At 59.2% G+C, this 21,754-nt stretch carries 21 protein-coding genes; 11 read left to right on the forward strand and 10 right to left on the reverse strand.

The window, feature by feature from the left end:
* Positions 1-585: 585 nt before the first annotated feature.
* Positions 586-1,275, reverse strand: coding sequence for a GNAT family N-acetyltransferase (locus AC1MDT_RS09680; RefSeq protein WP_480421801.1), 690 nt, complete (start codon positions 1,273-1,275; stop codon positions 586-588).
* 178 nt (positions 1,276-1,453) lie between these two features.
* On the opposite strand from AC1MDT_RS09680, the gene paoA reads away from it, so the two are divergent.
* Genes paoA through paoC form a run of 3 tightly spaced genes read left to right on the forward strand, consistent with a single transcriptional unit; the run spans position 1,454 to position 5,240 of the window.
* Entirely contained in the window at positions 1,454-2,095 is a 642-nt protein-coding gene (gene paoA, locus AC1MDT_RS09685) for an aldehyde dehydrogenase iron-sulfur subunit PaoA (protein WP_480421802.1), read from the forward strand.
* Positions 2,092-3,048, forward strand: a complete 957-nt coding sequence (locus tag AC1MDT_RS09690; RefSeq protein ID WP_480421803.1) for an FAD binding domain-containing protein — start codon at positions 2,092-2,094, stop codon at positions 3,046-3,048. The genes paoA and AC1MDT_RS09690 overlap by 4 nt, the downstream gene beginning before the upstream one ends.
* Entirely contained in the window at positions 3,045-5,240 is a 2,196-nt protein-coding gene (paoC, locus tag AC1MDT_RS09695) for an aldehyde oxidoreductase molybdenum-binding subunit PaoC (RefSeq protein ID WP_480421804.1), read from the forward strand. Before AC1MDT_RS09690 ends, paoC begins: the two co-directional genes overlap by 4 nt.
* Before the next feature lie 44 nt (positions 5,241-5,284).
* Here paoC and AC1MDT_RS09700 read toward each other — a convergent pair whose 3' ends face one another.
* Positions 5,285-5,761: a (R)-mandelonitrile lyase gene (locus tag AC1MDT_RS09700; protein WP_480421805.1), complete on the reverse strand. Its 477-nt coding sequence runs from the start codon at positions 5,759-5,761 to the stop codon at positions 5,285-5,287.
* 103 nt (positions 5,762-5,864) lie between these two features.
* On the opposite strand from AC1MDT_RS09700, the gene AC1MDT_RS09705 reads away from it, so the two are divergent.
* Both AC1MDT_RS09705 and AC1MDT_RS09710 read left to right on the forward strand, forming a co-directional pair.
* A complete protein-coding gene (locus AC1MDT_RS09705; RefSeq protein ID WP_480421806.1) occupies positions 5,865-6,758 on the forward strand; it encodes a LysR family transcriptional regulator in 894 nt (297 codons plus the stop codon).
* A 222-nt stretch (positions 6,759-6,980) separates the two neighbouring features.
* Positions 6,981-7,301 carry a YXWGXW repeat-containing protein gene (locus AC1MDT_RS09710; protein WP_480421807.1) on the forward strand — a complete coding sequence of 107 codons (321 nt, stop codon included), beginning with the start codon at positions 6,981-6,983 and terminating at the stop codon, positions 7,299-7,301.
* Positions 7,302-7,357: 56 nt separating this feature from the next.
* Here the strand turns inward: AC1MDT_RS09710 and AC1MDT_RS09715 are convergent, their stop codons facing one another.
* A complete protein-coding gene (locus AC1MDT_RS09715; protein WP_480421808.1) occupies positions 7,358-7,927 on the reverse strand; it encodes a YceI family protein in 570 nt (189 codons plus the stop codon).
* Positions 7,928-8,191: 264 nt separating this feature from the next.
* On the reverse strand, positions 8,192-9,550 hold the full coding sequence (locus tag AC1MDT_RS09720; RefSeq protein WP_480421809.1) for an MATE family efflux transporter: 1,359 nt from the start codon (positions 9,548-9,550) through the stop codon (positions 8,192-8,194).
* 389 nt (positions 9,551-9,939) lie between these two features.
* Here AC1MDT_RS09720 and AC1MDT_RS09725 point away from each other — a divergent pair, with 389 nt between their 5' ends.
* Together AC1MDT_RS09725 and AC1MDT_RS09730 are read left to right on the forward strand one after the other, a co-directional pair.
* The gene (locus tag AC1MDT_RS09725) at positions 9,940-10,500 is read left to right on the forward strand and encodes a lipid-binding SYLF domain-containing protein (protein WP_480421810.1); all 561 of its coding nucleotides are present in this window, start codon (positions 9,940-9,942) and stop codon (positions 10,498-10,500) included.
* Positions 10,501-10,628: 128 nt separating this feature from the next.
* Complete coding sequence (locus AC1MDT_RS09730) at positions 10,629-10,766, forward strand: hypothetical protein (RefSeq protein WP_480421811.1); 138 nt, start codon at positions 10,629-10,631, stop codon at positions 10,764-10,766.
* 54 nt (positions 10,767-10,820) lie between these two features.
* Here the strand turns inward: AC1MDT_RS09730 and AC1MDT_RS09735 are convergent, their stop codons facing one another.
* The 5 genes from AC1MDT_RS09735 to AC1MDT_RS09755 all read right to left on the reverse strand — a co-directional run bounded on the left by AC1MDT_RS09735 (position 10,821) and on the right by AC1MDT_RS09755 (position 14,639).
* Positions 10,821-11,330 (reverse strand): hypothetical protein, encoded by a 510-nt coding sequence (locus AC1MDT_RS09735; protein ID WP_480421812.1) that lies wholly within the window; start codon positions 11,328-11,330, stop codon positions 10,821-10,823.
* 254 nt (positions 11,331-11,584) lie between these two features.
* The gene (locus tag AC1MDT_RS09740) at positions 11,585-12,349 is read right to left on the reverse strand and encodes an ABC transporter ATP-binding protein (RefSeq protein ID WP_480421813.1); all 765 of its coding nucleotides are present in this window, start codon (positions 12,347-12,349) and stop codon (positions 11,585-11,587) included.
* A 16-nt stretch (positions 12,350-12,365) separates the two neighbouring features.
* Positions 12,366-13,076 carry an ABC transporter permease gene (locus AC1MDT_RS09745; RefSeq protein WP_480421814.1) on the reverse strand — a complete coding sequence of 237 codons (711 nt, stop codon included), beginning with the start codon at positions 13,074-13,076 and terminating at the stop codon, positions 12,366-12,368.
* Positions 13,073-13,801 carry an ABC transporter permease gene (locus AC1MDT_RS09750; RefSeq protein ID WP_480421815.1) on the reverse strand — a complete coding sequence of 243 codons (729 nt, stop codon included), beginning with the start codon at positions 13,799-13,801 and terminating at the stop codon, positions 13,073-13,075. The genes AC1MDT_RS09745 and AC1MDT_RS09750 overlap by 4 nt, the downstream gene beginning before the upstream one ends.
* Before the next feature lie 55 nt (positions 13,802-13,856).
* A complete protein-coding gene (locus AC1MDT_RS09755; protein WP_480421816.1) occupies positions 13,857-14,639 on the reverse strand; it encodes a transporter substrate-binding domain-containing protein in 783 nt (260 codons plus the stop codon).
* Between the two features lie 864 nt (positions 14,640-15,503).
* On the opposite strand from AC1MDT_RS09755, the gene AC1MDT_RS09760 reads away from it, so the two are divergent.
* Both AC1MDT_RS09760 and AC1MDT_RS09765 read left to right on the forward strand, forming a co-directional pair.
* Positions 15,504-17,246 (forward strand): ABC transporter permease, encoded by a 1,743-nt coding sequence (locus AC1MDT_RS09760; protein ID WP_480421817.1) that lies wholly within the window; start codon positions 15,504-15,506, stop codon positions 17,244-17,246.
* Positions 17,247-17,260: 14 nt separating this feature from the next.
* Positions 17,261-18,583, forward strand: coding sequence for an ABC transporter ATP-binding protein (locus AC1MDT_RS09765; RefSeq protein WP_480421818.1), 1,323 nt, complete (start codon positions 17,261-17,263; stop codon positions 18,581-18,583).
* 217 nt (positions 18,584-18,800) lie between these two features.
* Here the strand turns inward: AC1MDT_RS09765 and AC1MDT_RS09770 are convergent, their stop codons facing one another.
* The gene (locus AC1MDT_RS09770; RefSeq protein WP_480421820.1) at positions 18,801-19,259 is read right to left on the reverse strand and encodes an Lrp/AsnC family transcriptional regulator; all 459 of its coding nucleotides are present in this window, start codon (positions 19,257-19,259) and stop codon (positions 18,801-18,803) included.
* Positions 19,260-19,474: 215 nt separating this feature from the next.
* On the opposite strand from AC1MDT_RS09770, the gene AC1MDT_RS09775 reads away from it, so the two are divergent.
* Together AC1MDT_RS09775 and AC1MDT_RS09780 are read left to right on the forward strand one after the other, a co-directional pair.
* Positions 19,475-20,515, forward strand: a complete 1,041-nt coding sequence (locus AC1MDT_RS09775; RefSeq protein WP_480421821.1) for a PLP-dependent cysteine synthase family protein — start codon at positions 19,475-19,477, stop codon at positions 20,513-20,515.
* 22 nt (positions 20,516-20,537) lie between these two features.
* Complete coding sequence (locus AC1MDT_RS09780; RefSeq protein ID WP_480421822.1) at positions 20,538-21,716, forward strand: trans-sulfuration enzyme family protein; 1,179 nt, start codon at positions 20,538-20,540, stop codon at positions 21,714-21,716.
* Positions 21,717-21,754 lie beyond the last annotated feature (38 nt).

Consider the following 21,754-nt stretch of genomic DNA (forward strand, 5'->3'; position numbering starts at 1 on the left):
TGTTCATGACGGTGAATGCCATCCGGAATGCGATCTGTAGCAGCTGGCGCAGCCTGCGTTCGGCGGCGAAGCCGTCGTGAAATCAGCCGACGCGGTGCATCAGAAATACCTCGTGCACAGGTTTCACGACGGCTGCGCCGCCGAACGCAGGCTGCGCCAGCTGCTACAGGAAGCGTGTTTATTTTGTCTGGGATTTGCGGTGATTGTGCCGGCCTCTTCGCGAGCAGGCTCGCTCCCACAGGGGGGGCCGGGGGATTCGACTAGTGGTACTTGAGTGTAAAACCGCAACTTTCTACGATGGATTTACGCAGCCACTTGTTGACTCAAGCCGTTGCGTAAGTGGTGAGTGATCTGAACCCCTATCAAGCTCATCACTTGTTTCACGCGCATCTTGAGCCTCAGGGCTCCACTTCCTCCCCATCAGAGAGCGTTGAGGCTCTTTTTTAATCACACGACGTCCAGACACCCAAAAGCCCGGCACTGGCCGGGCTCCTGTGGGAGCGAGCCTGCTCGCGAAGGCGGTGTGTCAGTCGAATCAATGTTGAATGCCAGGCCCCCTTCGCGAGCAGGCTCGCTCCCACCTTTTTAACCGAGTGCACCCAAGCGTTCGCGGACAAATTCATTGGCCTTGCGCGTCATCTGGTCCAGATGCCGGTCACGCTGTTTTTCCGCATCGAGCATCGCCCGCTTGCCGTGCTTTTGCAGCAGGTACGTATGAATCTGCCGCACCTCCAGCGAGCTGTAGATCGAGGCGACATCCAACAGCCCCATCAAGCCGTCGGAGCCATGATCGCGGGTATTCATCAACACCTGAGTCCCGCGCACGCCCACGACCTGAAACCCCATCGACTCAAACCAGGAGACCTTGGCAACCGCGCACGTCAGCTCGGCGTGCGGGTAGCGGCCAACCATTTCCCGTAGCAGGCGCCGCGCGATGCCCTGCCGCCGATGGCCGGCCTGCACCGCCATGTAGGCCACGCCACACGCCTCGGGATCGTCCTTGATGGGCAGGAACAGCAAAAAGCCGACGACCGTGTCCGGATCGTCGACGTCCGTCGCGACCAGCAATTCCACGGCAATCCCTTTTGCCCCGTTCAACGCCTCCAGATAGAGATGAACCTCATAGCCAATCGCGTACTGGTACACGTTGTACAACAGGTTGCTCGGCGGGATGGCGACCATACTGATGTCGGTCAGGTTGTCGACGACCATCTGCAGGATCTGGCTGTTGAGGTGTTCGGGGCACGGCGTTTTGAAATGGGTGATCTGGGGCATTGTGGCTCTGACGTTGAGTGCGGACGTGCCAATCATAACGTGCTGGCGCTTCCCGTGCGCGAAGGCGATTCATGAGCAGGACACATAACTCTATAGCCGAAAAACGCAAAAACCTTCAGCGCCCATAAGGGTCACTATTTCTGGTAACCAACGCCGGCTCCGCATAGGAATCGAACCAATGGACGACCGTGACCTGACATCGATATCCAGACGTAAATTCCTGATTGTCGGTGCCGTTACTGCGACGGCGCTGGCGCTTCCCCCGTTCATCTGCGCGCAAGCCTCTGCGGCCAATGCCGCGCGCCCCATCAAATCGAAGCTGTCGATCACTGTGAACGGCCAAGATCGCGCGCTGGAGGTCGACACCCGCACCACACTGCTCGATGCGCTACGCGAGAACCTGCAGCTCACCGGCAGCAAAAAAGGCTGTGACCACGGTCAGTGCGGCGCCTGCACGGTGATTGCCGATGGCCGGCGCATCAATGCCTGCCTGACGCTGGCGGTGATGCACGAAGGCTCGAAGGTCACCACCATTGAAGGGTTGGGAACGCCGGGAAAACTTCATCCGATGCAGGCTGCGTTCATCAAGCACGACAGCTATCAATGCGGGTATTGCACGCCGGGGCAGATCTGCTCTGCGGTCGCGGTGCTGGAGGAAATCCGCAACGGCATTCCAAGCCATGCCAGCCCCAGTCTTACCGAACAGCCCCAGCTGATCGCCAGCGAACTCCAGGAGCGCATGAGCGGCAATATCTGCCGCTGCGGTGCGTATTCCAACATCATCGAGGCGATCACCGAAGTCGCGGAGGCCAGCGCATGAGGCCCTTTACCTATTTACGCGCCCAATCCCCTGCCGAAGCCGCAACGCTGGCCGCACAGGACAACGGCTCACGGTTCATTGCGGGCGGCACCAATCTGCTGGACCTGATGAAGCTCGAGATCGAAACGCCGACCCAACTCATCGACGTCAACGGCCTCGCACTGGACCGGATCGAAGCCACGCCGGAAGGCGGCTTGAGAATCGGCGCATTGGTCAGAAACACCGACCTCGCGGCCGACGCACGCATCAGAAAGGATTACGGCTTGCTCTCCCGCGCCCTGCTCGCGGGCGCTTCCGGCCAGTTGCGCAACATGGCCACAACGGCAGGCAATCTGCTGCAACGCACCCGTTGCCCTTACTTCTATGACACAAATCAAGCGTGCAACAAACGCCAGCCTGGCAGCGGCTGTTCCGCCATCAATGGCTTCAGTCGGCCGCTGGGCATCATCGGTGTGAGCGATGCCTGCATCGCTACGCACCCCAGCGATATGGCGGTGGCGATGCGTGCCCTGGATGCGCAAATTGAAACGGTACGACCCGACGGCACCACACGCGTCATTCCGATGGCGGACTTGCATCGCCTGCCCGGCCATACGCCGAATATCGAAACCACCTTGGCCGCGCACGAGTTGATTACGGCTGTCACACTCCCGGCACCGCTCGGCGGCACGCACATTTACCAGAAGGTGCGTGACCGCGCGTCTTACGCGTTCGCCCTGATTGCCGTCGGCGCCGTGATTCAGCGGGACGGCTCAGGCCGTGTTGCGCTGGGCGGCGTCGCGCCCAAGCCCTGGCGTGTGGAGTCTGCCGAGTCGGCGATGGCGCAAGGCGCAAAGGCGGTCACGGAACAGTTGCTCGCCGGCGCCACCCCGACCCCTGAAAACGCATTTAAACTGACCCTGGTCGAGCGCACGCTCGCTTCGCTGATGACGCAAGCGAGGGCTCAGGCATGAAATTCGACACGCCCGCCACGGCCAATCCCATCGATCAGATGAAAGTAGTCGGTAAGCCCACGACCCGTATCGAAGGGCCGTTAAAGACCACCGGCACTGCGCCCTACGCGTATGAGCACCACGATGCCGTACCGAATCAGGCGTATGGCGTGGTGGTCGGCTCGGCCATCGCCAAAGGGAGCATCAGCTCCATGGCGCTGGACGCTGCCAAAGCCGCGCCGGGGGTGATCGCGATTGTCACGGCGGCAAATGCCGGCCCACTCGGCCAAGGCAAATACAACACCGCAAAACTGCTTGCAGGCCCCGACATTCAGCATTACCACCAGGCAGTTGCATTGGTGGTGGCCGAAACGTTCGAACAGGCTAGAGCCGCTGCTGAATTGGTCACCGTCAATTATGCTGCCGCAGAGGGCGCCTTCAATCTTGCCAGCACCCGCGAATCGGCGGCGCCAACCACCGAAATGCCAGACGTCACCCATGGCGATTTTGCCGGTGCGTTCGCGTCAGCACCCGTGCAACTGGACGAGACCTACACCACCCCCGATCAGGCCCACGCGATGATGGAACCCTTCGCCTCGATGGCCTCATGGGACGGCGACCAACTGACGGTGTGGACGTCCAACCAAATGATCGACTGGTCTGTCAGCGATCTGGCGACCACCCTCGGCATACCGAAGCAAAACGTGCGGTTGATTTCGCCCTACATTGGCGGTGGCTTTGGCGGCAAGCTGTTCATCCGGGCGGACGCCGTGCTCGCAGCCCTCGGCGCGCGCCTGGCCGGCAGGCCGGTGAAAGTCGCACTGGCGCGCCCAATGATGTTCAACAACAGCACCCACCGCCCGGCAACCATCCAACGCATCCGCATCGGTGCCACGCGCGACGGCAAGATGACCGCCATCGGCCACGAAAGCTGGTCCGGCGATTTGCCCGGAGGCAAAGTCGAGCGGGCCGCGCAACCGAGCAAACTGTTGTATGCCGCCGAAAATCGACGGGTGACGATGCGCCTGTCGACGCTTGATTTGCCTGAAGGCAATGCCATGCGCGCACCGGGTGAAGCCCCCGGCCTGATGGCGCTGGAAATCGCCATGGACGAGATGGCGGAAAAACTCAAACTCGACCCCATCGAGTTTCGGATTCTCAATGACACGCAGGTCGATCCGACCCACCCTGACCGGCCTTTTTCAACGCGGCAAATGGTCGGATGCCTGCGCAACGGGGCCAACCGCTTTGGTTGGGACAAGCGTCATGCGCAACCGGGCACGCAGCGCGAAGGCCGCTGGCTGATCGGCATGGGCGTCGGTGTCGCGTTTCGCAATAACCTCCAGGTGAAATCCGGGGCACGCGTTCGGCTGGATGATCAGGGAACCGTGACGGTGGAAACCGACATGACCGACATCGGCACCGGAAGTTACACGATCATCGGCCAGACGGCGGCGGAAATGATGGGCGTGCCACTCGAAAAAGTCGTCGTGCGCCTGGGTGATTCACACTTTCCTGTGTCGTCCGGATCCGGTGGGCAGTTCGGCGCCAACTGTTCGACGGCAGGCGTGTATGCAGCCTGCGTCAAGCTCCGCGAGGCGGTTGCGCAGCGCCTGGGCGTCAGTGCCGACGAAGCGGTGTTCATCGACGGTGAAGTGCGTGTCGGCGGGAAAATAGTGCCATTGGGCAGCGCCGCGCAAGGCGGGGAGATCGTCGCCGAAGACGCCATCGAGTTCGCTGAACTGAGCAATAAGTACCAGCAATCCACCTTCGGCGCGCACTTTGTCGAAGTCGCTGTTGACGTCGCGACGGGAGAAACCCGCGTGCGACGGATGCTGGCCGTGTGCGCGTCCGGGCGCATTCTCAACCCGATCTCGGCGCGCAGTCAGGTGATTGGTGCGATGACAATGGGGGTCGGTGCGGCATTGATGGAGGCGTTGGTGGTGGACCAGCGCCAGGGCTTCTTCGTCAATCACGATCTGGCGGGGTATGAAGTACCGGTGCACGCGGACATCCCGCATCAGGAAGTGATTTTCCTCGATGAAATCGACCCGATGTCATCACCAATGAAAGCCAAAGGTGTCGGGGAGTTGGGGCTTTGTGGTGTCAGCGCGGCCATTGCCAATGCGATCTATAACGCCACAGGTGCGCGCGTTCGCGACTACCCGATCACACTGGACAAGATCCTGGATAAATTACCGCCGATGATGTGAATGACTCGCGCCCGCAATCCGATTGGATTTCGGGCGCGTATCCGTTATTGGGCGATAGCGTATTCCTGATCGCCAACCTGCTCCAACCAGTCGACTACTTTGCCGTCCTGCACTTCGGCGATGGCGATGTGGGTCATGGCCGTCGTGGACGTGGCGCCGTGCCAATGTTTCACATGAGGTGGAATCCACACGGTGTCGCCCGGTTTAATCACTTGAGCGGGTTGACCAGACTGCTGTACCCAGCCGGTGCCTGCGGTGACGATCAACGTCTGCCCCAACGGATGCGTATGCCACGCGGTGCGGGCGCCGGGTTCGAAGGTGACCGTGGCGCCGCTGACCGCCGCCGGCTCCGAGCCTTTGAATGGCGCATCGACACGCACGGTGCCGGTGAAATAGTCGGCGGGGCCTTTCATCGAAGGTTGGGAACCGTTGGGGGTCACTGTCAGCATCGGGGTCTCCTGAGCCTGTGAATCGAAGGCCAGTAGCGAAAGCGAGAGCGCTATGGCTGTAAGGTTCTTCATGGCTGTTCTCGGTAAGTAAAGTGCAATCCCCTTCAATTTACCCGCTGCTCACTCCTCTGATTAGCCGCTAGAATCAGTTAATACCTATGAGGGAGGCTCATGAATGCTTCGGGAAAACGCCAATGATCTGCTCGCCTTCCTCGCGGTTGCGCGGGAGCGAAGTTTTACCAAGGCGGCCGGTAAGCTCGGTGTTTCCCAGTCGGCGCTGAGCCATACGATTCGCGGCCTGGAAGCGCGATTGGGACTGCGCCTGCTGACGCGCACGACACGCAGCGTGTCGCCCACCGAGGCCGGTCAGCGTCTGCTGGAAACGGTTGGCCCGCACTTCGAAGAAATCGAGATCGAACTGGCCGAGCTGAGTGTTCTGCGCGACAAACCGGCGGGTAAAATCCGCCTCAATGCAACGGACCATGCGCTGGAGTTCATCCTCTGGCCAGCGTTGAAACCCTTTCTGGCGCAGTACCCGGACATCTCGGTGGAGGTGTGTTGCGACTACAGCTTTGTCGACATCGCCGCCGAGGGGTTCGATGCCGGTGTGCGTTTGGGCGAGGACGTGGCGCAGGGCATGATCGCGACCCGTATCGGGCCGGACATGCGCATGCGGGTGGTGGGCTCCCCGGCGTACTTTGCCAACCGCTCGAAACCGCTGACGCCGCGCGACCTCACGGAGCACTCGTGCAATAACCTGCGGCTGCCCACCCACGGCGGCTTGTACACCTGGGAGTTTAAAAAGGCTCAGGAAAGCCTGAATGTCCGGGTGTCGGGACAGGTCACGTTTAACGGTGTGTACCAGCTCCTGCACGCAGCACTCGACGGTTTCGGCTTGAGCTACATCCCGGAAGATCTGGTCGCCGCGCACATTGCAACCGGTCGACTGGTGCCAGTGCTTGAGGACTGGTGTGCACCGTTTTCCGGGTTCCACCTGTATTACCCCAGCCGGCGCCAGGCCTCGCCCGCGTTTGCGCTGCTGCTGGATGCGCTGCGTTATCGCACCTGAAACCGCCCCGGCCTCTTCGCGAGCAGGCTCGCTCCCACAGGGGATTTGCGTCAATCACAAATCCAGTGTGGGAGTGAGCCTGCTCGCGAAGGCCCGCTCCGAGGCTGCGGGCTCTTGCTGTTCCTGACAAAAATTTCATTTTCCTCACGATGGATATTTTCCCTTTCGCGCGTTCAACTCTTCAGGAGCATTCACTTTCGGATGCAGGCTTGAGGAGTTGTCATGCAATTTGTGCGTTCCCTGATCAATGTGCGGCACATTCTGCTCGTCCCGTTGGCGCTTGCCGCTTTATCGAGCACGCCAGTCTTTGCTCAGACCGAAATCATCGTCCAGCAAGCGCCGCCCCCCATGCGGGCGGAGATGATGCCCCCGGGACGTCCCGGTTATGCCTGGGATCAAGGCCATTGGCGCTGGGACGGTCGCGGTTATGCCTGGGTGCCCGGTCACTGGCAGCCGGTGATGCACGGCGCGCGCTGGAAACCGGGGCATTGGCAAGCACACGGGCCGAACTGGCGCTGGGTCGAAGGGCATTGGGTGAGGTGAGTCGCGCCCCGGCCGATGTGGACTCGGGGCACTGGAGTCTTGAATAGCAGGGCACGCTAGCGTTGCGGCGCAACCATTCGAAACCGGATATTGATGTCGTCGGAAACAACGCTATCGGCCCATTCACCTTCGCCGACTTTGAAGTCGCTACGCTTGAGCGTTAGCTGGCCATCGAAGATACCAATGGCGTTCGCCGCCTTCAGGAGGACCGGAACGGCTACTTCACGGGTTACACCTCTGAGTGTGAGTTTGCCGGTGATCGTGTAATGGTTTTTGCCTTGGGCTTTTACACCGGTCGATTCAAACGTCGCCACCGGATACGTTGCCGTGTCGAACCACGCTGGCTTTTGCAGCTCTGTGTTGGCCTGTTCACTGCCGGCATTGATGCTGTCGAGCTCAATGCTGAGCGCGGCATGGGCCGCTTCGGGGTTCGCCGTGTCGAAATCAAGCGTGGCGTTGAACTTGCCGAACGTGCCATACACCCGTGAGCTGAACTGGTTATAGGTGAAGGAGATCGTGCTGGCAGTTTCATTCACCCGCGTGTATTCCACCGCGTGGGCACAGGGCAAGAAGCCGACAGTGAGCGCGGCGGCCAACACAGCGAGCCGAGGGAATCGAGGATTCATGGGATTGTCCGGTCGGGGCTACCGTCAAGAGCTGAGGCGCCCGCACACACGGGCCAGCGATAGATGGACTTAAGCAAAGAACGGCTCTTTATTCCACCCCCCCGCCGAGACTTCCTACCCTCTGTCGGCGCCGGCGATGGAGTGTCAGTCGACATCAATGCAGCTGACACACCATCGCGAGCGAGCTCGCTCCTACACGTCTCGGGTCCGATCCAGCAGCCTTATCCATCGGTTGTGCCGGTGTCCGACATCCAACACCTGCGCCTACACCAACCGCTCGATTTTCTGATGTTGCCAAACCCATTTGTAGTACAGCGTTTGCAATACCAGCATCCCCAGGTAAGCCACCGGAAACGCCATCCACACACCCTGCAACCCGAACTGCTGGTCCAGCACATACGCCACGGGCAATTGCACCAGTACCACACAAACAATCGAAACGGCCATCGGCACCATCACCGTGCCACTGGCGCGCATGATGCCGCCGATGATCGCCTGGAAGCCAAACACCAACATGCTCCAAAGCATGATGTGCAGCAGGTGCTCCGCCATCGCCCGGGTGGAATCCTCCGTGAGGAACAACCCCAGCAACCAGTGCGACAACCCATAACCCAACAGCACCAACCCGCCGGTCAGACACACATTGATCATCAGCCCCGTGCGCAGGATCAGCGCCAAGCGTTCAAGGCGCCCTGCCCCGATGGCCTGAGCACCGAGAATCGACGCCGTGATCGCAATCGACAACGCCGGAAACTGCACGTAATTGACGATCTGCGTCACCGCGCCATAGGCCGCCGTCGCCTGAGAGCCGTGCTGATTCACCAACGCCAGAATCACCAACTCCGACAATGACAACACCACCATCTGCAACCCGGTCGGCAAGCCGATGCGCAGCACTTTGCCGAGAATCAACCCATCCAGCCGCATCGCCGCCAACATCTCCCGATCCGGCGCCAAGGGATGGCCCTTGCGAATCAACCGCCAGGCCAGCCAGCCCATTGCCGACAAGTTGCCCGCCAACCCGGCATACGCCGCACTTTGAATCCCCATCATCGGCAGCCCGAACCAACCGCGAATCAACGCCGGCGTCAGCGCCAGCCCGATACACGTCGACACCACCAGCGCCACCAGCGGCGACACTGTATCGCTCACCCCGCGCAACAGCTGGGTAAACAGCACGTACACCAACAAAGACGGCATGATCCACATCATCACGTGGGCGTAGGACACAGCGTCGTCGAGTACGTCTGCCGGCGTTCCCAGGCCTTGCAAGGCGGCTCTTGCGAACACGCTACCCAATACCGCAGCCACCAGACCGATGATTGCCCCCAGCAGCAAGGTGGTTGCGGCGATGGCTTTCACCAAATGCGGTTCCCGCGCGCCCCAGGCTTGGCCGATGAGCACACCCGCACCCGAGCCGAGGCCGATGATCAGGGCGATGAAGAAAAATACGATGGGGAACATGCCCGATACGGCTGCCAGGGCTTGGGTGCCGAGCATTTGGCCGATATAGATGCTGTTGACGGTGCCCGTCATGGATTGGAGGAAATTGGAGAGGACCATGGGGGCGAGGAAAAGGAGGTAGGTTTTCCAGAGGGGGTGTTGGGTGGTCGGGGTTTGCATTGGGTGGACGTCCAGCTCGGCTGCGGGGATGGGATTCTAGAGGATAGCGTCAGCGACAATAAACAAGTGTAGGAGCGAGCTTGCTCGCGATGGACGTTAACGATACCGCGTGTTTTCTAAATAAACGCGCCGCTCTTGAGTCCATCGCGAGCAAGCTCGCTCCTACACGTTAGCCTTTTACAGGCTTTGACGACGAACCCCGTCCCTGCGCAGCGGTCAAAGCAGGTGATGGCACCGCCGATGATCAAAACTGCTAGTTGCTTCATTCAAGGGCGAAGCCAGTTGTTCACACACTTTAGGGTGCGCCGGATAATTTCCAGTAGGCTCTTCTGCCGGGGACAGACACTGACTGCTGCTCACATCCAATGCTCCCGAATTGGAGTACGAAAATGACTCAGTCAATGCGCTTTTTCCTATCGATCATCCTCGCGACGGCCTCACTGGCGTCGGCGAGTTTTCTCAACACTGCGGGAGCGGCAACCGCCGAGGATCTGAATAGCGAATCTCACCTGGCGTTGCAACGGCTCTACAAAGCCATACCCGCTGCCGAAGCCATGTCACACAAAGCCAAGGCGATACTTGTCTTCCCGAAAATCATCAAGGCGGGCCTCGTGTTTGGTGGTAGCTATGGCGAAGGCGAATTGTTGGAAGGCAAGACCGTAGACGGTTACTACAACTCCGTAACCGGGTCATGGGGGCTGCAGGCAGGCGCCCAGTCGTACGGCTACGCGGTATTCCTGATGACCGACAAAGCCCTGAAGTACATTCGCGAAACCAAGGGTTGGGAAATCGGCGTAGGCCCCACAGTTGTCGTGTTGGATGAAGGGGCCGCGAAGAACCTGTCCAGCTCCACGCTGAAGGACGAAGCCTACGCGTTCATTTTCGACCAGGAGGGGTTAATGGCTGGGGTCAGCATCGAAGGAACGAAGATTTCCCTGATCAAGCGCTAAGACCGGCCGTCTGGCGCACGGATGCGCCAGTCAACAACAGTGCCGGACAGTGCCGCCAAGGATAAAGGCGACAAATCCATTTGCGGATTGAACCGCCCCCTTTTTGCTGAAAAATCAGGAGGTGAACAATGAGCAAACAACCTCAACCCCGCAGCCGTTCCAACCCTCAGCCCAGATCGCGCCCGGTTGTGCCCGACCTGCCCGGCAAAACCGGCAACGAGTCCGGGAGCTTACGCGGTAACTATCCGCCGAAGAAATCGAAGTGAGTTCAGCGTACGGCAGGCTTTGCGGTTGAGACTGTTGTGCTTCCCTGTCAGCCGTTATAGAGGATCAGCGGGATTTCTAGATACCGATATGCCGGCTTTACTCAACCCTTTGGCGTTGTGATCCCCAGGCGTCGAGGTCGCGATTGCGCGGGCTTTGGTCAAGCCGTGAGTATCTTTGGAATGGGCGATGCCTGAAGTCGTCGAGCCATGACCGCGATCACTTTTGCGATCACCGCCGTAGTGATGTCCGCTTACACCATGGTCGCGAACAGCCTTGCCCACATGATCATGATCGCTGGCCAGTCCATTGCCGTGGCCATTACCGTCAGAGTCGCCGGCGTGACTTGAACCGCTGTGACCGGCGCCTATACCGCCGCCATGGCCACCGCCATTACCCCCTCCGTTGCCTCCCCCATTACCACCACCACCACCACCACCACCACCACCACCGTCCTTCGCAAAGGCGGAGTTCATGATGGACAGATCAGCAGGGAGTAACGGGGCGGCCGCAAGCATCAGGGCGCATGACATTACAGCAATGAGACTCTTATTCTTTAAAAGCATGATTGCTTCCGTAAGGTTGATATCGCGGACTTATGACGCTTTAAGCCCCGGACAGTTCAAGTCCTGCGACTAACGGAATGCAGTGCGCATTAACCCAATCAATACACCGCCAGAGGTGGCGAACCCTATCTTTCCCCTGCGTGCCCGTGAAGGCAGCGTGCTGAACGATGCCGGCACCATGGCCCGCCGCCCGGACCTGGAAAGGTTGAGCCGATGCCTTCGAGCGACCCGGCGGTCGCTCGAAGGTGCTCTTGTTACTTCAGGTTGCCGCTGAGGAACTGCTGCAGGCGCTCGCTCTTGGGATTGCCCAATACGTCCTCGGGTGCGCCCTGCTCTTCCACGCGCCCTTGGTGCAGGAACAGCACCTGGTTCGACACTTTGCGGGCGAAGCTCATTTCGTGGGTCACCATGATCATGGTGCGGCCTTCTTCGGCCAGCCCCTGAATCACCTTGAGCACCTCGCCCACCAGCTCCGGGTCCAGGGCCGAAGTTGGTTCGTCGAACAGCATGATCTCCGGCTCCATGCTCAGGGCCCGGGCAATGGCGACGCGTTGCTGCTGGCCACCCGAGAGAAACGCCGGGTATTGATCGGCGACTCGGGCCGGCAGACCGACCTTATCCAGATACCGACGAGCGCGCTCTTCGGCATCCTTTTTGCTGACCCCCAGCACCCGGCGCGGGGCCATGGTGATGTTTTCCAGCACGGTCATGTGGCTCCACAGGTTGAAATGCTGGAACACCATCGCCAGGCGCGTGCGCAGGCGTTGCAGTTCATCAGCGTCGGCCACGCGCATGCCGTGGCGGTCATGGACCATGCGAATCGGCTGGTTGTCCAGGCTCATGGCGCCGTCGTTGGGCGTTTCCAGGAAGTTGATGCAACGCAGGAAGGTGCTTTTGCCCGAACCACTGGCGCCGATCAGGCTGATCACATCGCCGGTTTTGGCGTTCAGCGAAACACCCTTGAGGACTTCGTGGTTGCCGTAGCTTTTATGCAGGTTTTCAACGGTCAGTTTGTACATGTGCAAGCTTCCTGAATTAATGAGCCGGGCCGAGGAAAGACAGCCAGCGGCGTTCGGCCAGGCGGAACAAACCGACCAGAGAGAAAGTGACGGCCAGGTAGATGATTGCGGCGATACCGAACGACTGGAAGGTCAGGAAGGTTGCCGAGTTGGCGTCCCGGGCGACCTTGAGGATGTCCGGCACGGTGGCGGTAAAAGCCACGGTGGTCGAGTGCAGCATCAGGATCACTTCGTTGCTGTAGTACGGCAACGAGCGGCGCAGGGCCGATGGCATGATGATGTAGGCATACAGTTTCCAGCCGCGCAGGCCATAGGCCTTGGCCGCCTCGACTTCGCCGTGGTTCATGCTGCGGATCGCCCCGGCAAAGATTTCCGTGGTGTAGGCGCAGGTGTTCAGGGCAAAAGCCAGAATGGTGCAGTTCAACGCATCGCGGAAAAACGCATCAAGTAACGGCTGGGCACGGACCGCAGCAAAGCTGTAGATGCCGGTGTAGCAAATCAGCAACTGGATATACAGCGGCGTACCGCGAAACAGGTAGGTGTAGAACTGCACCGGCCAGCGCACCCAGACATTGGACGCCACCCGGGCAATCGACAACGGAATCGACATCACAAAGCCGAAGAAGATCGAGGCGCTGAGCAACCAGAGGGTCATGGCCAGCCCGGTGATGTGACTGCCGTCCTGGTAAAGGAACGGGCGCCAGTATTCCTGCAGAAGTTCGATCATCGCACAGCCTCCCGGGTGCCTGCGGCGTACACGATTTCCAGTCGGCGCAAGACGTAATTCGAAGCGGTGGTAATCACCAGGTAAATGAAGGCGGCCAGCACCAGGAAGAAGAACAGCTGATAGGAGCTCTTGCCCGCATCCTGGGCCACCTTGACCAGATCGGCCAAGCCGATGATCGAGACCAAGGCAGTGGCCTTGAGGATCACCATCCAGTTATTGCCAATGCCCGGCAGGGCAAAGCGCATCATCTGTGGGAACACCACGAAGCGAAAGCGCTGGGCGCGGGTCAGTCCGTAGGCGGTAGCCGCTTCCATCTGGCCGCGCGGTACGGCGAGGATCGCGCCGCGAAAGGTCTCGGTGAAATACGCCCCGTAGATGAAGCCCAGGGTAATGACCCCGGCACCGAACGGGTTGATCTCGATATAGTCCCAGCCCAGGGCTTCGGTCAGGCTGGTCAGCCAGGTTTGCAGGCTGTAGAAAATCAGCAGCATCAACACCAGGTCCGGCACGCCACGGATCAGCGTGGTGTAGGCCTGTGCCGGGACGCGTAGCAAAGCTGACTTGGAAAGCTTGGCACTGGCGCCGATCAGGCCGAGGCCCACGCTGACCAGCAAGCACAGGAAAGATAATTTGACAGTCATCCAGGAGCCTTGCAGCAACAGCGGGCCAAAGCCCTTAAGGCTGAAGCCGGACAGTCCCAGAATCTGCAGTAGGTTTTCGAACATTGCGCAGCCCTTTGGCAATCAAGAAAGCGCCCATCCGGGGATGGGCGCAGGGGCATTACTTGCCGCTGTAAAGGTTCAGGTCACCGAAGTGCTTCTGCTGCACGGCCGCGTAGGTGCCGTTGTCATGCAGCGCCTTGATGCCCTTGTCCAGCAGAGCCTTGAGCTCGGTGTTGCCTTTGGTGATGCCCACTGCGGTTTTCGCTGGCAGCAACTCGCTGTCGACCGGCTTGCTGACTTCAAAGTCGGCACCTTGCGGCGACTTCAAAAAGCCCAGTTCGGCTTGCAGCATGTCCTGGATCGAGGCATCGAGGCGGCCGGAGATCAAGTCGGCGTAGACCTGGTCCTGGTTGGCGTAGGCCTGGGTCTCGACACCGGCCTTGTCCAGTACGGCCTTGGCGTAGGCTTCCTGGATGGTGCCTTGCTCGTAACCGACCTTCTTGCCCTTGAGCGAGGCCGGATCGATGCCGATGGCAGTGCCTTTCTTGTACACCAGCGCGGTCGGGCCGGAGAACAGCTCGCTGGAGAAGTCGATGGCCTTCTCACGGGCAGGCGTTGCGGTCATGGAAGAGATCACGCCGTCGAACTTGTTGGCCTTGAGGCCCGGAATCATGCCGTCGAAATCGCTTTCAACCCATTTGCACTTGACCTTCAGCTCAGCGCAGATCGCATTGCCCAGGTCGATGTCGAAGCCCACCAGGCTGCCATCGGCGGCCTTGGATTCGAAGGGCGCGTAGGATGGATCGACACCAAAACGCAGTTCCTTGTATTCCTTGGCCAGGGCAGAGCCGGCAGCCACACACAATGCCAATGCAGAAAGGGTCAGAAATGCTTTTTTCATTGTTTTTATTTCCAAGATCTATCGAAAGCGCTTGTGGCGCAATTGCAGGGGTACTGCGAAGTGAACGGTCTTATGCACACACGCTTACTTGTACAGACAAGCATATGCAATCGGCCGGCCAATTCGTTGCGTGGCCGCCCATGAAAGCGCACGAAGCCGCCTGGGATGGGGTTTGCACATAGTAAAGCGCAAGGATTGGAACAGCCGTGAGGTTGTTACCGCCGCTGGATTTTGTACGCGGTTGGGGTGTGCGGTAACAAAAAATGAGGAGACTCAGTCACCGACCTCAGGAAAATTCTGGCAGCTTCTTCGGTCGCCGATTCGGCGGCTCAGTATATGAAGAAGCGCAAACCAATGAGATTTCACCTCGCCGCTGATCAGGAACTGCCGAGGCCAGAGCAGAACAGTTTCCGTGAAGCGTTTGGGTTCTTCAAGCAGGTCCGCTCACACTGGATGCGGCGCACTACACTGGTAATGTGAATTTTTAAACCTTCAAAAGTTAAGTTAATTTTATCCACTTGTAACATTTTGATCCGTATAATTCCCCCCGCCCATAACCCCATTTCAACCCACCAAAGGAGCGTCCGCCATGGACCCTGCCCATTCTCGGTGGGTCATGCATACAGAAGCCAGGCGTAATAAAGCCGAGCGTAGCGTTTGACCCGGCAATTTCCCTTGCTGATTTAACGTGCCGTTTCTGCTTCTGCCTTCAGTGTTCGTTTGCGTGACCTCACTTCGTTGTTTTACCAACCCTGAGTGTGCTGTGCTTTGACTGCGTACTGAGCAGATTTAGACGCGTGCGCTCAAGAAAGTGTTGGTTTGTGGTCATGAACCTTACTCAGAACGCTGTTGGAATCACTGAATATGAACAAAATATTCCGTCATTACATCCCGGCCACGACCCAGCGATTACTGCCCAATCGCTGGGACCTGGTCGCCTTGCCGCTCGTCATCGGCTTCTTGCTGTTTTTCTCGATTGCCGCACGGGAAACCTGGGCGCCGATGTCCACCTTGCAGGGTGACGTCATCTCACTCGACCCGGCCAGCCTGCCCGAATATGCGATGCGCACCACCCTGCGCATGCTCGCAGCGATGGCCGCGTCCCTGGTCTTTACCTTGCTCTACGGCACCCTGGCAGCCAAGAGCCGCCGGGCCGAGAAACTGTTGGTGCCGGTGCTGGACATCCTGCAATCGGTGCCGGTGCTGGGCTACATCTCGTTCACCGTGACGTTTTTTCTGCTGTTGTTTCCAGGGCGGGTGCTCGGCGCTGAATTCGCCGCCATTTTTGCCATCTTCACCAGCCAGGCCTGGAACATGACATTCAGCTTCTACCAGTCACTGCGCATGTTGCCCCGTGACCTGGAAGAAGTGGCCAGCAACCTTCAGCTCTCCGGCTGGCAAAAATTCTGGAAGCTCGACGTGCCGTTCGCCATTCCGGGACTGGTCTGGAACATGATGATGAGCATGTCCGGTGGCTGGTTCTTCGTGGTGGCCTCTGAAGCCATCACTGTCGGTGACAAGTCCGTCATGCTGCCGGGCGTGGGTTCGTACCTGGCTGTCGCTATCCAGCAGCAAGACCTGCATGCCGTGGGTTACGTGATCCTGGCGATGATCGCGGTCATCCTGATTTACGATCAGTTCCTGTTCCGGCCACTGGTGGCGTGGGCCGACAAGTTCCGCATGGAAAACACCGCCTCCCAGGCCGGCGCGCCGGAGTCATGGGTGTTGAAATTGATCCAGCGCACCCGCATGGTCCAGCGCATCTTGCGCCCCATCACCCGCACCGTCAGCCGAATCGGCAATCGCCGCTTCAGCCTGCCGCGCTCACCCCGTAGCGCCGCGCCATCGAACCCGGCCACTTCACGGCTGATCGATTGGGTATGGGGCGCGCTGATTGCCCTATTGACCCTCTATACGCTGTACCACATCGCCCTCTACATGAGCAGCGAAGTGACACTCGGCGAGGTCGGTCACGTGCTCGGCATGGGGCTGATTACCCTGCTGCGTGTGGTGCTGTTGATTGCCGTGGCCTCGCTGATCTGGGTGCCGCTGGGCGTGATGATCGGTTTGCGTCCGCACCTGGCAGAAAAAATCCAACCATTGGCGCAGTTCCTCGCGGCCTTCCCCGCCAACCTGCTGTTCCCGGTGTTTGTCATCGTGATCCTGCGTTACCAGTTGAACCCGGACATCTGGCTGAGCCCGCTGATCGTGCTGGGGACGCAGTGGTACATTTTGTTCAACGTGATTGCGGGTGCCAGCGCGTTCCCGAACGACTTCCGCGAAGCGGCGGCCAACTTTCGCATTCGCGGCTGGCTGTGGTGGCGCAAAGTCATGCTGCCGGGCATCTTCCCGTATTACGTGACCGGCGCGATTACTGCCTCTGGCGGCGCGTGGAACGCCAGTATCGTTTCCGAATTCGTTTCATGGGGACAGGACAAGGTCGTGGCACACGGCCTGGGCGCTTACATCGCCCAGAACACGGCCGCCGGGGACTTCCCTAAAATCACCCTGGGTGTGGTGGTAATGTCGCTCTTTGTCGTGGCCTTCAATCGTGCGGTATGGCGGCCGATGTACGCCATTGCTGAAAACAAACTCCGTCTCAATTAACGGGATTCGATGTCATGAATACCTTTACAGAACACACACAGGCATCCCCCGAAATCTACGCGCTGAACAACGTGAGCCGGGCGTTTGGCAAGGGCAAGGACGAGTTGCAGGTGCTCAGCGATGTTGACCTGACCCTGCGCGAAGGCGAGATCGTGGGCATGCTGGGACGCTCCGGATCGGGCAAATCCACCTTGCTGCGAATTATTGCCGGCCTGATACCGCCAACGTCGGGTGAGGTCCGGTACAACGGTGCCCTGCTCACCGGGCCGGCCGAAGGTGTGGCGATGGTCTTTCAGACCTTTGCGCTGTTCCCTTGGCTGACCGTTCTCGAAAACGTAGAGGCAGGCCTTCAGGCACTACAGGTCGAACGCAAGGCCGCCCGCAAGCGTGCGCTGGCGGCGATCGACCTGATCGGCCTCGATGGTTTCGAAAACGCCTATCCGCGGGAATTGTCCGGCGGTATGCGGCAACGGGTCGGCTTTGCCCGCGCCCTGGTGGTGAACCCAACCCTGCTGTTGATGGATGAGCCGTTCTCCGCACTGGACGTGCTGACCGCTGAAACCCTGCGCACCGACCTGCTGGACTTGTGGAGCGGTGAACAACTGCCGATCAAATCCATCCTGATCGTGACTCACAACATCGAAGAAGCCGTTTTGATGTGCGACCGCATCCTGGTCCTGTCATCAAACCCCGGGCGGGTCGTCGCCGAAATCAAAGTGCCTTTCGAGCATCCACGTAACCGACTGGACCCCACCTTTCGGCAAATGGTCGACGACATCTATGCCTTGATGACAGACCGCCGCCGCGCCGACGCCAGCACCGGCAAAGCCGAACTGAAAATGGGCAGCCCGCTGCCGGAAGTCTCCACCAACCTCATCGCCGGCCTGATCGAAACCCTGGCAGCCGAACCCTATAACGGTGAGGCAGGCCTGCCCGACGTTGCAGAACGGCGCTTGCTGGAAGTGGACGACCTGTTCCCGGTCGCTGAAATGCTGGAGCACCTGGGTTTCGCCGAGCTCAAGGGCGCCGACATCACCCTCACCGAGGCCGGCAAGCTATTCGCTGACTATGGCACCCAAGAACGCAAAGCCCTCTTTGCCGAACACTTGGTCAAACACGTGCCACTGGCTGCCCGCATTCGACAGGTTTTGCAGGAACGAAACGGCCACCGCGCGCCGCGAGTGCGTTTCGAGCAGGAATTGGAAGACTCACTGACCGATGCGTTTGTGGAAAAAACATTGGAGAGCGTGATCACCTGGGGGCGATACGCTGAAATTTTCTCCTATGACGACCATACCGAGACCTTCAGCCTGGAAGATGTTGAAGGCAGCCTATAGCCCTTAACGCGCCATAGGGTGACCATCCAGACAGGGTACATCTGTGCCCTGTTTCGTTGGTCTCCTGATCGACTTCTAAATGTTCTCTGCAATTCCCGCGATCAAACCATCCTACCCGCCTGAGCTTGCGCCATTCGCGCCCCCACCTCGCCAGCATCGGTTCTGTCGTCCTGCCAGAGATCGCGGTGTGGCAGTTGCACCTGCCACGTAGAGCAGATTATCGAGGCAAAGGCAGTGCTGTGGTGTACTTGATCTGCTCCATGGCAAAGCTTGATGTGATGTTGGAAAGTCCGTCGACGCTCGTGATCAGCTTCTTGTAGAACGTGTCATAGGCAGCAATGTCGCTGACCACCACGTGCAACATGTAGTCCCAATCCCCCGACATCCGATAGAACGCCATGACTTCCTCGAACTGCGACACGGTCTTGGCGAAAGTATCCAGCCAGACCTTGTCATGACGCTGTGTCTTGACCTGCACCAGCACCGATAGCCCAAGGCCCAGCAGGACTGGGTCCAGCAGGGCCACTTTGGCCCGGATATAGCCCTCTTTCTCGAGCTTTTTTATCCGCTTCCAGCAGGGGGTCGTCGAAAGGTTGACGGCTTCGGCCAGATCTTTAATGGGCATGTCGGCATCGCGTTGCAGGAGCGAGAGGATATGGCGATCAAAACTATCCATTTTTTCTTCTTTTTTTATAGTACGTAGAAAATTTTTCTAAAAAATAGCTTAAGAGCTGAAGAAATGGAAATTTATTTTCGAGTGGGCGGCAGTAGGATTTACACCATAAAACACGGGCTCGGAGCCACTCAAATGAACAAGATCATCGCCCCTCTCGCCACGCCTCAGGCGATGGTCCTTATGCCGTTGACGCCTGCCGGGGCGAGGGAAACTCTGTGAACGAATGGATCCGTACAGCCATCAGCCGAATCTCCTGCGATCTGCTGCGCTCCGCCGACACCCACATCCACAAGCTGGAAGTTCCAGGGTTGAAGGGCATCGACATTTACCTCAAGGACGAGAGCACACATCCAACCGGCAGCCTCAAGCATCGACTGGCGCGCTCGCTCTTTCTGCATGCTATTTGCAGCGGCAAGATCCGTGAGGGTACTCATGTGGTCGAGGCTTCCTCGGGCAGCACCGCTGTGTCCGAAGCCTACTTCGCCAAACTGCTTGGCCTACGTTTCACCGCCGTCATGCCGCGCAACACCGCGAGCAAAAAAATAGAACAGGTCGAACTGCTCGGCGGGCACTGTTACTTCGTCGATCATTCGTCAGAGGTCTATGCCCAGGCGCAGCGCCTGGCGCGCGAAAGCGACGGGCACTATATGGACCAGTTCACCTACGCCGAGCGGGCAACAGACTGGCGCGGCAACAACAATATTGCCGACAGTATCTTCCAGCAAATGACCGGCGAGGCGCACCCCATTCCCCACGCGGTTGTCATGAGCGCAGGGACTGGCGGCACTACCGCCACCATCGGCCGCTACATCCGCTACAAGGGTCATGACACTCAACTGATCGTGGTGGACCCCGAGCACTCGGTTTTCTATGACAGCTATCGAACAGGCGACTCAAGTCTTACCGGCAGCAAAGGCAGTCGCATTGAAGGCATCGGTCGTCCCCAGGTCGAGCCGTCGTTCCTGCCAGACGTGATCGACGACATGCTCAAGATCCCCGACGCGGCCAGCATCGCCACCCTTTATTGGCTGGAGAAGGTACTCGGCAAGAAGGCCGGGGGTTCCACCGGTACCAACATGTGGGGTGTGCTGAAAGTCGCATCGCAGATGCAGGAGCAAGGCCTGCAGGGTTCTATCGTGACCCTGATGTGCGATAGCGGCGACCGCTATCTGGACACCTATTACGACCGCGACTGGGTCGCTCGCAACATCGGCGACATCACACCCTATGCGAAACAACTCGATCGCTACCTCTAATACACGCGAGTCATTGCTGACCATGAGCCAGAACAAAAGCAATTTTTCGACCCAAGTGATCCACGCCGGCGAACAGTCGACCTATGCCGACAATACAATTTTTCCGGCAATCGTCACGTCCAGTTCGTTCATCAAGCGCAGCCTCGATGACAACCCGGAATACGCCTACGGACGAGTGGGTAACCCAACCCGCCATGCCTATGAGAGCTGCGTTGCACAATTGGAAAACGGCTTCGGTGCCGTAGCCTGCGCCTCTGGCCTGGCTGCGACCGCCACCGTGCTTGAGCTACTGCCCAAGGATTCCCATGTGATCGTGATGGCGGGCGTCTACGGGGGCACTTTCCGCCTGATGGAAGACTACCGCAGCAAGACTTCCGGGCTCAGCACCACCTACGTCGATCTCAATGACCTTGAGGCACTGGCTGCCAGCCGTCGCGACAACACCCGGCTGATCTGGATCGAGACACCGACCAACCCTCTGTTGCAACTGGTGGACATCCCGTGTGTGACAGCGTTCGCCCGCGACCACGGCATCCTGACCTGCGTCGACAACACCTTCTGCTCACCCTGGAACCAGCGTCCTATCGAGTATGGCGTCGACCTGGTGATGCACTCGGCAAGTAAATACATCGGCGGGCACTCCGACCTGATCGGTGGTGTGGTAGTGGCCGCCGATGAGCCACTGTTCGCCCGCCTGCGCGGCATCAGCATGGCAATCGGAGCGGTCCAGGGCCCGTTCGACTGCTACCTCGCCCTGCGCGGGCTCAAGACCCTCGACGTACGCATGGAGCGCCAGTGCAGCAATGCGCTACAGATCGCCCGCTACCTCAGCGAGCACCCGCAGGTCGAGGCCGTGTACTACCCGGGGCTGGAAAGCCATCCGCAGCACGAACTGTGCAAACGCCAGATGCGTTCTGGCGGCGCGGTGGTTTCACTGATGCTCAAGGCCGACCGCAAGGCGATGGCACCCTTCATCGAGCAGCTGTCGATCTTTGTGCTGGCCGATTCCCTGGGCGGGGTGGAGAGCATGATCAACCACTCCTACAGCATGTCGCATAACTCGTTGAGCCATGAACAGAAAATCAGCCTGGGCATCGGCGAGAACCTGATCCGACTCTCCATCGGCCTGGAACATGTCGACGATCTGATCGCCGACTTGAATGCGGGCTTTGAGCGGCTACGCACGACCAACGTCGAATAACAAAAAAATCCCACTCCACCCACAAGAGGCTCACGAAG

This window comes from Pseudomonas sp. ASL7, assembly GCF_056680375.1.

Excerpts from the sequence above, each read along its gene's own strand:
- AC1MDT_RS09690 (WP_480421803.1), top strand. The coding sequence starts at position 2,092 with ATGAGGCCCTTTACCTATTTACGCGCCCAATCCCCTGCCGAAGCCGCA.
- AC1MDT_RS09725 (WP_480421810.1), top strand. The coding sequence starts at position 9,940 with ATGACTCAGTCAATGCGCTTTTTCCTATCGATCATCCTCGCGACGGCC.
- AC1MDT_RS09750 (WP_480421815.1), bottom strand. The coding sequence starts at position 13,801 with ATGTTCGAAAACCTACTGCAGATTCTGGGACTGTCCGGCTTCAGCCTT.
- AC1MDT_RS09770 (WP_480421820.1), bottom strand. The coding sequence starts at position 19,259 with ATGGATAGTTTTGATCGCCATATCCTCTCGCTCCTGCAACGCGATGCC.
- paoC (WP_480421804.1), top strand. The coding sequence starts at position 3,045 with ATGAAATTCGACACGCCCGCCACGGCCAATCCCATCGATCAGATGAAA.
- AC1MDT_RS09720 (WP_480421809.1), bottom strand. The coding sequence starts at position 9,550 with ATGCAAACCCCGACCACCCAACACCCCCTCTGGAAAACCTACCTCCTT.
- AC1MDT_RS09705 (WP_480421806.1), top strand. The coding sequence starts at position 5,865 with ATGCTTCGGGAAAACGCCAATGATCTGCTCGCCTTCCTCGCGGTTGCG.
- AC1MDT_RS09755 (WP_480421816.1), bottom strand. The coding sequence starts at position 14,639 with ATGAAAAAAGCATTTCTGACCCTTTCTGCATTGGCATTGTGTGTGGCT.
- AC1MDT_RS09735 (WP_480421812.1), bottom strand. The coding sequence starts at position 11,330 with ATGCTTTTAAAGAATAAGAGTCTCATTGCTGTAATGTCATGCGCCCTG.
- AC1MDT_RS09710 (WP_480421807.1), top strand. The coding sequence starts at position 6,981 with ATGCAATTTGTGCGTTCCCTGATCAATGTGCGGCACATTCTGCTCGTC.
- AC1MDT_RS09730 (WP_480421811.1), top strand. The coding sequence starts at position 10,629 with ATGAGCAAACAACCTCAACCCCGCAGCCGTTCCAACCCTCAGCCCAGA.
- AC1MDT_RS09765 (WP_480421818.1), top strand. The coding sequence starts at position 17,261 with ATGAATACCTTTACAGAACACACACAGGCATCCCCCGAAATCTACGCG.
- AC1MDT_RS09700 (WP_480421805.1), bottom strand. The coding sequence starts at position 5,761 with ATGAAGAACCTTACAGCCATAGCGCTCTCGCTTTCGCTACTGGCCTTC.
- AC1MDT_RS09680 (WP_480421801.1), bottom strand. The coding sequence starts at position 1,275 with ATGCCCCAGATCACCCATTTCAAAACGCCGTGCCCCGAACACCTCAAC.
- AC1MDT_RS09780 (WP_480421822.1), top strand. The coding sequence starts at position 20,538 with ATGAGCCAGAACAAAAGCAATTTTTCGACCCAAGTGATCCACGCCGGC.
- paoA (WP_480421802.1), top strand. The coding sequence starts at position 1,454 with ATGGACGACCGTGACCTGACATCGATATCCAGACGTAAATTCCTGATT.
- AC1MDT_RS09760 (WP_480421817.1), top strand. The coding sequence starts at position 15,504 with ATGAACAAAATATTCCGTCATTACATCCCGGCCACGACCCAGCGATTA.
- AC1MDT_RS09740 (WP_480421813.1), bottom strand. The coding sequence starts at position 12,349 with ATGTACAAACTGACCGTTGAAAACCTGCATAAAAGCTACGGCAACCAC.
- AC1MDT_RS09745 (WP_480421814.1), bottom strand. The coding sequence starts at position 13,076 with ATGATCGAACTTCTGCAGGAATACTGGCGCCCGTTCCTTTACCAGGAC.
- AC1MDT_RS09715 (WP_480421808.1), bottom strand. The coding sequence starts at position 7,927 with ATGAATCCTCGATTCCCTCGGCTCGCTGTGTTGGCCGCCGCGCTCACT.